Source organism: Amycolatopsis bullii (assembly GCF_014654205.1).
GTDB lineage: Bacteria > Actinomycetota > Actinomycetes > Mycobacteriales > Pseudonocardiaceae > Amycolatopsis > Amycolatopsis plumensis.
This window is the reverse complement of sequence record NZ_BNAW01000030.1, coordinates 46,283-58,607: the sequence shown is the minus strand read 5'-3', so window position 1 is coordinate 58,607 and position 12,325 is coordinate 46,283. Positions and strand designations below refer to the sequence as shown.

The following is a 12,325-nucleotide window of genomic DNA, read 5'->3' as shown; positions in this document are numbered from 1 at the left end:
CTCACCCTCAGCGGCACCGACTACCTCGAGCTGCTGCCGGTGAAGTTGGCGCGCGATCAACGCCTACGGCATCCGGATCGACTACCGCACCTACGACTCCCCCGATGCCCGTCCGGGCAGAGTGGACGGTCGTTCGGCTGCCCGCCCGGTCCTTCACGCGGCTCCTTGACACCGGTTGAATCGGTGGTGTGTCGCACGAGTTCCTCAGGTCCCGGTCGGTCGCTCCCGCGAGGTCGCGGGCCGGCGCGGTCGGGCGCCCAGATGCGGGGGGTGCACCGCTGGCCGGGGCGCCGTCGCCTGCCTTGCTGCTGTCGTTGCAGCGGAGCGTGGGCAACCGGGCGGTGGGCTTGGTGGCGAGGGGGGCCGTCCAGCGGACGGTGGCCTTCACGCGGGACGGGACGCCGGTGTCGAGCGTTAGCCCGGAAGAGATCTGGAAAGCGTTCAACGCGCGGATGGACGAATTGCGGTCGTCAATACCGGAAGCCTGGTGGGTTGATGGTAAAGCGAAAACGCAGTTGAGCCGACTATCAATCGGGAAAGCTTTCCGGGCCGCGAGAGATTCGCCGACCGATCACGGCACTGTGGCCCTGGACTCATCCGACGACCTGTTCCGGTTCTGCCGGTTGCTGATCGGGATCGCCACCGGGGCCGGCGGGAACACCGCCGTGGGCGGCGCACCGTCCACGGCCGCGCCCGCAGGCGCCCTTGCGGGGGCGGCCGCGCCCGCAGCGCCGGGCAACCGGCAGGTGCCGGCGTTGACCGGCCACCCCAAGTACGACCAGATGAGCGCGGTGATCGTGACCGAGCGCGTCCGGGATGAAATCGTCCCCATCCTCGACGAATGGGAGGAGTACGCCGAACAAAAGTGGAACGCGCTCAGGCCACTTTTCCAAGACCTGAAAGATGAGCGCGTCGCGATGGGGGTGGCCTACTACTCGGCGGAGAACGAGAGGATCCGGGCCCGCTCCAAATCGTTGCGCACCGCGTTCAGGCACCTGGGTGGAGCAAAGGACGAGTGCAAGAGCGTGGCGAAAGGTCTGCGAGCCGCAAATGGGCCCGGCTTGGCGAGCTTTGCCGCGCTCTACCACGGGACGCAGTTGCAGGGCGTCGTGGAGTGGAACTACCCCGACGCCAGCCGCATCGAAAACATCGCCGGCAACCCCCACAACATCGTCGTACCCACGGATGTGCAGCCCCCGCATGTACGGCCCGTCCGGGGCGTGGCGGCCGCGCTGCTGGCGCTGACGGTCGCCCAGCACCGGTCACACGCCAAGCCGGGACAACCAGCCGCGGACATCGCCCTGTTTGCGTTGAACAACAAGGTCAAGCCGATCTACGACCGCTACTACTTCCAGGTGTTCGCCGGCAAGAAACTGCACCCCCGCCCCAAGCGGGAGGACAGGGTGGCGAAGCGAGCTGCGGGTCACAAGCCGGAAAAGGAGACGTGGCATCAGAAGCGCGGCATGGTCCTCTCGCATGAGCGGGCGGACAAACTGCTCAAGGACGTGCAACCACACACGTGGCTGGCCGTGCCCGATACGCTGAGGCCGTACCTGCAGCCGCAATGAGCGAGACCGGGGCGATGCCGCCGACCCGGCGGCGACCAAGGTGACGCCGGGGTGGCACGTCCTTCACCTTCGTCACCGAGCCGAGCGGGCCGTCGAGCTGGCCCGGGCCGTCGCCGTGACCAGGACGTGGCGGTGGCCGGCGGCGCGCCGAGTGCTGACCGTCGGCCGCGTCCTCGCCCGAGCCGCAGCCGCCCGCGGCGCCGGATACACCTGGAGCGCCAACCCACCGGACGAGCCCGACGCGGCCGCGTTCTGGGCCCGGGTCGGAGCGCCACGCGCGCCGGCGAGCCCTGCTCGCACCAGGAAGCCGCCGGGCTACGCATCGAACCCCGTTGGCCGAAATGGTGGTAGCACCCGTTGAAGGCTTGTGCGAGCGATTTTCACCTTTACACCGGGCTGGGACCTCCAGCGGGATCAGGCTCATCAGCGCGCCGGGGTACACCATGCTCAGCCGGGTCGAATGCGCGTCCGCCGTCGTATACCGCCCCGTCGAAGCTGGTGCTGCCGCCGAACTTCGCCCCACGGAACCTGGCGTCGCCGCCGAACTCCGCCCCGCGGAAACCGACGTCGCCGCCGAACTCCGCCCCGCGGAACAAGGCGTTGCCACCGAACTTCGCCTCGTCGAACCAGGCGAGACCGCCGAACTCTGCCCCGCGGAACCCGGCGTCGCCGCCGAACTCCGCCCCGCGGAACAAGGCGTTGCCACCGAACTTCGCCTCGTCGAACCAGGCGAGACCGCCGAACTCTGCCCCGCGGAACCCGGCGTCGCCGCCGAACTCCGCCCCGCGGAACAAGGCGTTGCCACCGAACTTCGCCTCGTCGAACCAGGCGAGACCGCCGAACTTCGTCCTGCGGAACACGGCGTCGCCGCCGAACTTCGTTCCGCCGAACAAGGCGAAGCCGCCGAACTCCGTCCCGCCGAAATCAGCGACGCCGCCGAACTCCGTCCCGCCGAACCCGGCGTCGCCGCCGAACTCCGCGCCGCCGAACCCGGCGTCGCCGCCGAACTCCGCGCCGCCGAAATCGGCCTCGCCGAACTCCGCCTTGCCGAACCCAGCGACGCCGCCGAACTTCGTCCCGCCGAACTCAGCGACGCCGCCGAACTCCGCCTCGCCGAAATCGGCCTCGCCGCCGAACTCCGCCCCGCCGAAATCGGCCTCGCCGAACTCCGCCCCGCCGAACCAGGCGGAGCCGCTGAACTTCGCCTTATTGAAGATGGCGTAGCCGTGGAAGGCTGACCTTCCGAAGGCGGCGTTGGCGACTGTGCAGTTGGCGAGGGAGAAGTCGATGAGGGTGGCGCCGGTGAGGTCGATGCTGATGCCTGGCCAGAAGTCGGGTCGCGGATGTTCGGGGTCCTCGCCGGGTTGGAGGTGCTGGTGCAGGATGCGTTGCGCGGTGAGACGTACCTCGCGTTCCTGCACTTGGGCTTCCCGGGTGCCGCCGGCGGAGGGGCTCGCGGGTGTGCGGGAGCGGTCGGCGGATTTCAGCAGGGGCCGGTGCACACCCAGCCGCCGGGTGCCGGCGGTGTTCGATGGCGGGGTGAAGGGGCTGCGCAGGTAGGCGCAGATCACGTTGACCACGGTCTGCTGCCGTTTGGGGTCGTCTTGTGCGACTTGCTCGAGGGCGTAGAGGCCGCCGTGGCGGACCGCGGCCTCGGCGGAGCCGAGTTGCTCGACGGCCTTGAGGTACAGCTCGTTCTGCCGCCGCTGGGCGGTATCGCGTTCGGTGGCGGTGGCGGTGGCGACCCGGTCCTGGTGCGCCATCGTGGCTGTGTGGACTTCTTGCTGGTGGGCGAGGGTGCGTTCGGTGGAGTGCTGGCGCCGCCAGGACAGGTACAGGGCGACGACGCCGCCGCTGCCGACACCGACGCTCAGCCCGATCTTGAGCGCGTCCAGCCGGGCGGTGACCAGCTCGGCGCCGTTGAGGCCGCGGGTCGCCGCCCACCACAGCACCACCACGACGGCCGTGGTCAGGAGCGCGATCACCGCAGCGGTCAGCCACATCGCCCTCGGCGACAGTTCCCGCAACCGGGCCTGTGGTGCTGCTGCGGAGGACTGCTGCGAAGCCGCCTCCGCCGAAGACTTCGGTGGTGGCGTGGTGTCGTCGGTCATGTTCGTCTACGTCGCCGAAGGCAACCCGCACGTTGCAGACATCCGTGGCCGACCGTCCGCGAGCCCGGTCATGACCAGCAGTGCACAAGTGTGCTTGTGGTGTGAGAACCAGCCGGAGCGCGTTGGCCGATGGGCGCTGGTCGACACCTCGATCGCGGCCCAAGTCACCGAAGACCAGTGCAACAGCGGCGACTGCAGCTGGTCGTCGTCCCGCCGCCCGTCCGCGCCGGGGCCGGACAGATCCAGTTGCGGTGGGGCGCCACGATCTACGGCCACGTCGAGCTGTCGCTGTGCCCGGTCGACCGGCGCGGCCTGCTGCTCGGTCTGCACGTCGAGCCCCGGCACCGGCGCCGCGGCGTCGGCCGGGTCCTCGCCCGTGCCGCAGCAGCGCGCGGTGGTGGGTTCAGCTGGAGCGCCAACCCGCCGGACGAGGCTGATGCGGCGGCGTTATGGGCCCGGGTCGGAGCGCCGCGCGCGCCGGCGAGCCCCTGCTCGCACCAGGAAGCCGCCGGGCTACGCATCGAACCCCATTGGCCGAAATGATGGTAGCACCCCGTTGAAGGCTTGTGAGGGCGATTCCCGCCTTTACGCCGGGCTGGGACCTCCAGCGGGATCAGGCTCATCAGCGCGCCGGGGTACACCATGCTCAGCCGGGTCGAATGCGCGTCCGCCGGCGTACAGCGCCCCGTCGAAGATGGTGCTGCCGCCGAACTCCACCCCCCCGGAACTCGGCGTCGCCGGCGAACTCCGCCCCGCGGAACGCGGCGTCGCCGCCGAACTTCGCCACGTCGAACTCGGCGTCGCCGCCGAACTCCGCCCCGTCGAACGCGGCGTCGCCGCCGAACTTCGCCCCGCGGAACGCGCCGTCGCCGCCGAACTCCGCCCCGTCGAACGCGGCGTAGCCGGCGAACTTCGCCCCGACGAACGCGGCGTAGCCGGCGAACTTCGCCCCGTCGAACCCGACGTCGCCGCCGAACTCCGCCTGGTTGAACCAGGCGTCGCCGTCGAACTTCGCCCGGTTGAACCAGGCGTCGCCGTCGAACTTCGCCCCGTTGAACCAGGCGTCGCCGTCGAACTTCACCTCGCGGAACCCGGGGTAGCCGCTGAACTCCGCCCCGAAGAACAAGGCCTCGCCGCCGAACTCCGTTCCGCCGAAATCGGCGTCGTCGCCGAACTTCGCCTTAGGTCTGGGACCCTCCGCTTCAACGGCGGAACGGCCTACCGCCTGCACGGCAACACCAGCCGCCAGGCGCTCGACGGCTACCTGCAGGCCCAGGCTGTGTCCTACCGGTCCGTCTGGAACGCCGCGTAACCCGTTGCGGGGAGCCCGTCCGCGTGACGGGCTCCCCGCCCTTCCACCCTCCGGCCGGACACCGGCCGCGAACTCCCCGAACCTGACGTCGCCGTACGCCGAGATGCCCGGCATGAGCACCGAAGGCCCTGGTCAGTCGCCGTCGCCGGAGCACGCGACGATCCGGATCGCGAACGCCTTCGAGTCCTACGACCAGGTTGGCCGGCACTGGGAAACCGCCGGCGACGACGAGAGCCGAGCTGGGCGGCGGCGTAGCTCGCCGTGCACAGCAGCGATCCGTACGCCGCCAGCAGTGGCAGCGCTTCCGGATCGCCGTGGGCGGCGCCGAGTGGCTGTGCCGGTCGCCTGGACGGCGTGTGCGTCGCGTGTGCGCCGCGTGTGCACGCCGGGACGCATGCTTGCGGCCTCAGCGGAGAGGCGGGCGGCAGGGTGGGGACCACCCGGCCCCCGGGGCGAGGGGGTGGAGTGTGTTCGAGGAGTTCGACGAGATCCTCGCGGTGGAGGACCCGGTCGACATGGCCCGCCGGCTCGACGAGCAGGACGTCAAACTGGAACGGATGGCGCGGTCCTACGCCGAGCTGGACCGGGCCACGGAGTCTCTGCGCGTCACCGAGACGGACCCAAGCGGCGCGATCGCGGTCACCGTGGATGCGCAAGGGCGCCTGCTCGAAGTACGCACCGGGCCGGTCGTGGCGCGGCTGGCGCCGGAGCAGGTCGGTCCGCGCGTGCTGGCCTGCGTCCGGCGTGCGCAGGCCGGGATCGCCGCCAGAGTCGAGGAAGTGGCCCGGCAGACGGTGGGCGAGGACGAGATGGCAGTGCACGTGGTCAGCACGCTGCGCGAACGGTTCCCGGCGCCGGAACCTGCGTCCCCGCCACGCACCACGGCGGACCCGGCGGTGCTGAGCTTCGGCTGGGACGACTCCGACGACGACCCGCCGCGCCGAAGCCACCGGCGGTACGGTTCGCGCGCGGCGGAAGTGGGCCGTCGTGCCTGACGGATATCAGGTCGATCCGGACGATCTGGCCCGGCATCGGGGTCACGTCGAGGCTTTGGCCGACGAGCTGCGCGAGGCGCATTCCGCGGCGCGCGGCGTCGCGCTCCCGACCGAGGCGTACGGCAGGATCTGCCAGTTCTTCCCGTCCCGGCTCGACCCGGCGGAGGACAAGGGGGTCGAAGCGCTGCTAGCCGCGGTCGAGGGCATGACGGAGGTCGCGCGATCCCTGGGCGTCTCGGGCGCGCGTTACGGCGACACCGAACGCAAGCACACCGACGCCTTCCGCAGGGGGCTGGCGAGATGACCAACGAGCTGATCGCCGCACCGAAGGACGAGACGAAGTGGTATTCCGGGATCGCGCAGGCCGAGGAGGTCGTGTCACTGTGCGACGCGATTGACCACGGCGACTGGAAAGACGCCACGATCAGCGGCAGCGGGCTCGCCATGGACGGCCTGACGCTGATCTACGACCCCGCAGGGGCACTGGGGATCCTGGTGGCCGCGGGCCTGGGCTGGGTGATGGAGCACGTCGGTCCGCTGAAAAAGGCACTCGACGACCTGGCCGGTGACCCCGCGGTCATCAAGTCCTACGGTCAGACGTGGAAGAACGTCGCCGGCCGCGTCCGCCAGGTCGCACACCGGCACGAGGCGGACGTCAAAGCCGATCTCGCAGGCTGGACGGGCCCAGCGTCCCGGACCTACCGCGGCGAAGCAGCGCAGCGAGTGACGGCGATGAACGCGGCGGCGAAGGCGGCGGACACGATGGGCGACGCGGTTGTCCAGGCGGGCGCGATGGTGGCCACGGTCCGCACGATGGTCCGCGACACGATCGCCACCTTGGTGGCGTCGTTGATCTCGGCGCTCCTGCCCCCGGGAGGCGGCACCGCGAAGGCGGTCGGCATGATCGCGAAGGCGGGCCAGAAGGTCGCCCGCTTGATCGAGAAGCTGACCCGGGCGCTGGGTCGGCTCGGCGAGCAGCTGTCGAAGCTGGCGGAGATGATCGGCGGGCTGATCCGCCGCCTCCGCGGCGGAGCTCGGCAGACCTCGCGGACCTCCACCCACGTGTCGGCGGCCGGGGAACCGCCGGAGCCGCGGCTCGCCGGTGCGGGAGGTCACTGGCCGACCATTGACGAATCACCAGGTGGCGCGGTCGGCCAGCTGAACAACGGCTCTTGTGTTTCAGCCTGCGGGGAGATGATCACCAGCGGGGGCCGCAGCCAAGAGGAGCTGATCGGGAAGATCGGCGCGCCGGCGCCGTTCGAGTCTCTGGCCAAGGAACTCGGTCCGGAGTGGCGGGCAGGTGGGATTTCGTGGAAGGACTTCCACAACATCGTCGAAGAGACGCCGGTGGTCGCCGAGCTGATGGAGATGGGCAAGATGCCCCATGCGGTGATCGTCGAAGGGTTCGACGAGGCGGGTAACCTGAAGATCAGGGACCCGTGGAGCGGGGGAAGCACCTACAAGATGACGCGGGAAGCTTTCAACCGGGTATGGACGTCGAGGGTCGTGTTCAAATGAGCGCTGTTCGGCTGGTTTCGATCCAGGATCTCGGTTCCAACTGCTACGCCGTCACCCTGGCCGACGATCAAGGAGGTCGGCGGAGCTTCAGGTTGACGGTGGACGACTCCATCGTTCCGGTGGTGCCAGCGTCCGACGAATTGCTCGCTGCTTGCCACCTGAACGTGGGCGCGCTCAAGCCGGTGTTCCAGGCCGTGCTCGACTTTCACGCCGCCTCGCGGATGGAACTGGACATTGACCTGGCGACCCGCTGACCGTCCCGCCCGCGGTCACGGCTCTGGCCTGGTTGTCATCCCGGCGGCCTGGAGGAGCGCACCCACCGCGGCCGCCTCCGGGCCGCCCAGTGCCGACAAGATCCCGTACGCCTCCTGCAGCAGGCGGCGGACCTCCGCCGGTCTCCCGGTTGCCGAACGCAGATCCGCTAGCCGCCGCAGTAGCTTGGCCGCCGTGCGGCGGTCGTCGACCTCGCGGGCGATGGCCAGGGCCGCGGAGTAACTGGCATCGGCCAGCTGTGGCTCGCCCGTGTCGCGCTGGAGGTCGCCCAGGCTGGTCAACGTGAACCGCTGCCCGGCCCGCTCTCCTGTACGGCGCTGGATTAACAGTGCCTCCCGTATGTTCGCCGTCGCTTCATCCGGGCGGCCCAGCTCGCGGTGGGCGTCACCCAGGTTGGACAGCGCAATGCTCTCGCCGTGCGGATCTCCCGCCCGACGGAACAACGGCAGTGCCGACCGATAGCAGTCCGCCGCCTCCGCGTAGCTGTGCAAGTCGTCGTAGGTGACGCCCAGGTTGTTCAGGTTCCACGCCTCCCCGAGAACGTCGCCGGACCGGCGGAACAGCTCCGCCGCGGCGCGGTGGCACCACACGGCATCGTCCAGTTGGCCGAGGTCGCTGTGGGCCACCCCCAGTCCGTTGAGCATCCGCGCCTCGCCGTCCGAATCGGATACCTCCCGGGCGGCGACCAGGCCCAGCCGGTGCGTGGCCACCCAGTCGTCCCAGTGCTTGCGCAGGTAGAAGAAGCTCAGGCACGCGCACGGCAACTGCCAGGCGATCTTGTGCTCGCGCCGGTCGACGGCAGTCTGTACCAGCGTCACCAGCGCCGAGCGCTCGTCCTCGAACCAGTCGAGCGCCGCTTCGCGGTCGCGGAGCGACGGCAGGTGCGCCGGGGCGGCGGCCGGGTCGAGCGGCACCCGCCTGCCAGCGGGATTTACCACCCCACTCGCCGCGTCCGCCGCGTGGAGGTACCAAATCAGCAGGCGCTGCAGGGAACGGTGAATGGCCGCATCGGATTGTTCTTCGGTCGCCCGGGACATGGCGTAGAGCCGGATCAGGTCGTGCGGGCGGAATCGGCCCGGCGTGATTTCCTCCAGCAGATGCTCGTCGGCGAGCGCTTCCAGCGCGTCGTCGGCGGCTGCTGGTCCGATCCCGGCGAGCGCGGCGACCGATAGGGCAGTGAAGGACTCCGCGGGGTGCAGACCGGTCAACCGGAACACCCGCTGCACGCCGGGCGGCAATAGCCGGTACGACAGGTCGAACGCCGCCCGGACCGCCCGGGTGCGCCCATGTAGTGCCGCCAGCCGCTCGGTGCGGACCTCCAGCAGCCGCGCAAGATCCCCGATCGTCCACTTGGGCCTGGTGTGCAGCCGTTGGGCGGCGATGGTCATGGCGATCGGCAGCCGTCCGCACAACTCGGCAACCCGCGCCGCCGCGGCCCGATCCGCCAACACCCGCTCCCGCCCGGCGACCTGGGCGAGCAGCGTGATCGCGTCCGCGGTGTCGAACACCTCGAGGTGGGTGACGTGGGTGCCGTCGAGGTCTGGCAAGGCGCGCCTGCTGGTCACCACGACCAGTGTCCCACTGCTACCCGGCAGCAGCGGGCGGACCTGCTCCTCATCGGCGGCGTTGTCCAGCAGCACCAGTGCTTTCCGGCCGGTCAGCCGGTCGCGGTAGAGCGCCGCGCGAGTTGCCGGATCGGCTGGCACCCTATCCGGTGGCACGCCGAGCAAGGCGAGAAATCGGCTGAGCACCTGCGCCGGCTCCGCCCGCGCCGCTTCCGGGTCGAAGCCACGCAGGTCGGCCCACAGTTGCAGATCGGTGAACCGGCCGCGGCGCACCAGTTCGTGGGCGGCGTGCACGGCCAGGCGGGTCTTGCCGACTCCGGCCATGCCGGTCACGACCCAGACCGTCACCGATTTGGCCGGTTCCTGCGCCACCAACCGGTACACCTCGTCGAGCGCGGCTTTGCGGCCGGTGAATCCGCGGGCGTCCATGGGCAGCTGGTGCTGCGCTCTGACCGGCGTCGCCGGGACGGGGGAGGGGCTTGTGGTGAGGACGTCCCGGTGCACGGCGCTGAGCCGGGCGCCGGGTTCGACACCCAGTTCGCTGACGAGCCGGTGGCGCGCCTCGGCGAACACGGTCAGCGCATCGGCCTGCCTGCCGGAGTGATGCAGGGCGAGCATGAGTAGCGCGGCGAGCTCTTCACGCGTGGGATATTCGGCGACGAGCCGGTGCAGGTCGGCGACGACGGTGTCCGCTGCGCCGAGCGCGATCCTTGCCCGTGCGAGTCCCTCGGTGGCCAGGAGCCGCTGCTCGGTCAGCCGGGCTCGCTCGGCTCGCAGTGCCGGCCCCGGTTCGGTGTTCTCGAACGGTTCACCGCGCCAGAGCCCCAGAGCTACCGCGAATGCGTCGGCCGCTTCGCCGTCTTTGCCGGCACCGGCGGCGCACTGGCCTTGGCGGAAGGCGTCCTCGAACGCGGTGAGGTCCAGCTCGCCCGGCTGCACCGCCAGTCGGTAGCCGCGGTTCCGGGTGGTCAGCCGGTCGCTGAGGCCCCGTCGCCCGAGGAATTGGCGGATCTTGGCGACGTAGGTGCGGATGTTTGAGTCCGCGGCCTTCGGCGGGACGTCCCACACCGCTTCGCACAGGTAGGGCAGGGTGACGGTCTCGTTGGCCCGCGTCAGCAGCGCGGCCAGCACCGCGAGCTGACGGGGACCGCCGGGCCAGGGGCCGGCGGTTACTTCGACCGGGCCCAACAGCAGAAATTTCATCCGCGCCACGGGCCTGAGGTAGTGACGAGCACCGGTTCGCTCCCCCCGGATCGATGGTGCCTCCACTTTACGGAGTCCAGGGGGCCCCGTCAGCGGATCGCCTCGCTTCCGCGAGAAGTCTCCGTAAAGCCCAGTGAAAAAGGGTACCCGGCTGCGAATCCGGTTCGGTCTCCGTAGACGCGAAAGTGTCGCTCGATGGCTGTCAAGCCACAGGGGGAAGTCGGGTAAGCTGTATAACGCCCTTTATCGGAGCGACATGCGCGCCAACCTGGTGTTTTAGTCATTGTCGTGCTGAGGCTCGCGATGACCTTGTCGATTTTCATCGGATGTCCATACGAGCGAGAAGGATCCGAACATTTGCAGTAGACGGGCGGTCCCCGGCGCATAGACCGCACCGGGCTCCCGCCTCCACCCGTTGATCCACTCTTGGCTTCAGTCCGCCAATGGACTCCAGAAGGAGGCGTCGGCGTGGAACCGGTAGAGGTCGCTGTCCTCGATCCGGGAGCCGGCGAACAGATGGGTGATGGGGTCGTCGGGGTCCACGCGGCAGATGTGGCGGTCCAGGAACCGATGCCACCGGACCGCTAGAGCACGTGATGCACGAGGTGACCCTCCAAGAGGTGAGGGCGGCGACGTCCCGAAGCGGGTAACGATGCCCGGGATGCCACGGCCGAGATGGGTGTCGAGCGTGGTTACCAGCGGGTCGCGCCGACGCGGCCGGTGAGCATGTCGAGTTCATTCTCGACGACATGGGGTTCGGCGTGCTGCTGGAACAGCACACCGATCGCAGCGGCGCCGAGTGCTCCGTGCCCGTGGGCCAGCGCCCGGGAAGTGAGGGGCTGGTCGTCGCGGCGCAGGGTGCTAGCCGCGATGAAGGTGGCCGGCCGAGCCCGTGTCCGGGGGTCGGTGGTGCTGCGGCAGAGGGCCATCCGCAGCTGCTCGACCCGCTGCGGACCGAACTCGGCTGGCGGCAGAAGCATCGGCCCGTAGATGGTGTTGTCGGCCAGCGCGGTGGTGACGGCGAGCGCCGCGACGTTGTCGACGAATTCGCCGCGGCCGGCCTGAGTGGTGGTGTGGGCGACGATCCGGTTCGCCTCGCCTCTGCGCCGTGCGATTAGCGGCACGACCCGGCGGGTGAATCGGGCCGATAGTGGCCGGCAGGGTCTCGCCGGGCTGGGTGAAGGGCAGGCTCCAGGTCGGGGTCGGGGCGTCCCCGCCGAGATGCAGAGGTGCGGCGAAGTCGAGGTCGGCGCGCGGGGCGATGACGGTGCCGATGAGGGTGGGACGGCGGTAGTCGCGCCATGGGGCGCCGGGGCGGGTGTGTGGAGCTCAGTAGCGGCCGAGGATGGTGTGTCCGGCGGGGCGCAGGTCGGCTTCGAGCGCGGCGATCGCCGCCCGCAGCGGAAGCCCACCTCGGGGGTTCTCCTCGGCGATCACGACGACCAGGTCGGTGTCGCGCTCGGCCGAGAGCGCGGCTCGCAGATGCTCGGCGATCTCGTGGGTGGTCATGCCGCGTACCCGGGTGACGGGAATGCCGTGCCGGTCGGTGTGGTGAGGCGTCGTCGGATGGTGGTGCGGGGGCGGGTGTGGGGTGGCAGGGCGATGACGTGCAGTCTTGTAGGGATCCGATCAGTTCATCGGGGGTCCGGTACGTGATCACGGTCAGCGCTCCTGGAGATCGGCCTCTCCGGCGAGCAGGCCGGGGAGGCGGTGACGGCCCACGCAGGTGTGAGCCGCCACCGCCCGAGCGCGTGGCCCGGCGGCGGCCTGCGAAACTTCC

11 protein-coding genes are annotated in these 12,325 nt (G+C 70.1%); 6 read left to right on the top strand and 5 right to left on the bottom strand.

What is annotated here, in order from left to right; genetic code table 11:
- Positions 1-302 precede the first annotated feature (302 nt).
- Complete coding sequence (locus tag IE317_RS28470; RefSeq protein WP_191314419.1) at positions 303-1,568, top strand: hypothetical protein; 1,266 nt, start codon at positions 303-305, stop codon at positions 1,566-1,568.
- A 386-nt stretch (positions 1,569-1,954) separates the two neighbouring features.
- Here IE317_RS28470 and IE317_RS28465 read toward each other — a convergent pair whose 3' ends face one another.
- Positions 1,955-3,679 (bottom strand): pentapeptide repeat-containing protein, encoded by a 1,725-nt coding sequence (locus IE317_RS28465; protein WP_191314418.1) that lies wholly within the window; start codon positions 3,677-3,679, stop codon positions 1,955-1,957.
- A 177-nt stretch (positions 3,680-3,856) separates the two neighbouring features.
- Between IE317_RS28465 and IE317_RS28460 the strand changes: the two genes are divergently transcribed.
- Entirely contained in the window at positions 3,857-4,222 is a 366-nt protein-coding gene (locus tag IE317_RS28460; protein ID WP_191314417.1) for a GNAT family N-acetyltransferase, read from the top strand.
- Between the two features lie 103 nt (positions 4,223-4,325).
- On the opposite strand, the gene IE317_RS28455 is transcribed toward IE317_RS28460, so the two are convergent.
- Positions 4,326-4,910 (bottom strand): pentapeptide repeat-containing protein, encoded by a 585-nt coding sequence (locus tag IE317_RS28455; RefSeq protein WP_191314416.1) that lies wholly within the window; start codon positions 4,908-4,910, stop codon positions 4,326-4,328.
- 548 nt (positions 4,911-5,458) lie between these two features.
- On the opposite strand from IE317_RS28455, the gene IE317_RS28450 reads away from it, so the two are divergent.
- The 4 genes from IE317_RS28450 to IE317_RS28435 are packed head-to-tail and all read left to right on the top strand — an operon-like array spanning position 5,459 to position 7,758.
- Entirely contained in the window at positions 5,459-5,986 is a 528-nt protein-coding gene (locus IE317_RS28450) for a YbaB/EbfC family nucleoid-associated protein (RefSeq protein ID WP_191314415.1), read from the top strand.
- Positions 5,979-6,290 (top strand): type VII secretion target, encoded by a 312-nt coding sequence (locus IE317_RS28445; protein WP_191314414.1) that lies wholly within the window; start codon positions 5,979-5,981, stop codon positions 6,288-6,290. The genes IE317_RS28450 and IE317_RS28445 overlap by 8 nt, the downstream gene beginning before the upstream one ends.
- Complete coding sequence (locus IE317_RS28440) at positions 6,287-7,504, top strand: WXG100-like domain-containing protein (protein WP_191314413.1); 1,218 nt, start codon at positions 6,287-6,289, stop codon at positions 7,502-7,504. The genes IE317_RS28445 and IE317_RS28440 overlap by 4 nt, the downstream gene beginning before the upstream one ends.
- The gene (locus IE317_RS28435) at positions 7,501-7,758 is read left to right on the top strand and encodes a hypothetical protein (protein ID WP_191314412.1); all 258 of its coding nucleotides are present in this window, start codon (positions 7,501-7,503) and stop codon (positions 7,756-7,758) included. Before IE317_RS28440 ends, IE317_RS28435 begins: the two co-directional genes overlap by 4 nt.
- Before the next feature lie 15 nt (positions 7,759-7,773).
- Here the strand turns inward: IE317_RS28435 and IE317_RS28430 are convergent, their stop codons facing one another.
- The 3 genes from IE317_RS28430 to IE317_RS28420 all read right to left on the bottom strand — a co-directional run bounded on the left by IE317_RS28430 (position 7,774) and on the right by IE317_RS28420 (position 12,054).
- On the bottom strand, positions 7,774-10,545 hold the full coding sequence (locus tag IE317_RS28430) for an AfsR/SARP family transcriptional regulator (protein WP_191314411.1): 2,772 nt from the start codon (positions 10,543-10,545) through the stop codon (positions 7,774-7,776).
- A 692-nt stretch (positions 10,546-11,237) separates the two neighbouring features.
- Entirely contained in the window at positions 11,238-11,669 is a 432-nt protein-coding gene (locus IE317_RS28425) for a hypothetical protein (RefSeq protein WP_191314410.1), read from the bottom strand.
- Between the two features lie 205 nt (positions 11,670-11,874).
- The gene (locus IE317_RS28420) at positions 11,875-12,054 is read right to left on the bottom strand and encodes a hypothetical protein (RefSeq protein ID WP_191314409.1); all 180 of its coding nucleotides are present in this window, start codon (positions 12,052-12,054) and stop codon (positions 11,875-11,877) included.
- Positions 12,055-12,325 lie beyond the last annotated feature (271 nt).

Coding starts and splice junctions, on each gene's coding strand:
- IE317_RS28420 (WP_191314409.1), bottom strand. CDS start 12,054: ATGACCACCCACGAGATCGCCGAGCATCTGCGAGCCGCGCTCTCGGCC.
- IE317_RS28435 (WP_191314412.1), top strand. CDS start 7,501: ATGAGCGCTGTTCGGCTGGTTTCGATCCAGGATCTCGGTTCCAACTGC.
- IE317_RS28465 (WP_191314418.1), bottom strand. CDS start 3,679: ATGACCGACGACACCACGCCACCACCGAAGTCTTCGGCGGAGGCGGCT.
- IE317_RS28430 (WP_191314411.1), bottom strand. CDS start 10,545: ATGAAATTTCTGCTGTTGGGCCCGGTCGAAGTAACCGCCGGCCCCTGG.
- IE317_RS28440 (WP_191314413.1), top strand. CDS start 6,287: ATGACCAACGAGCTGATCGCCGCACCGAAGGACGAGACGAAGTGGTAT.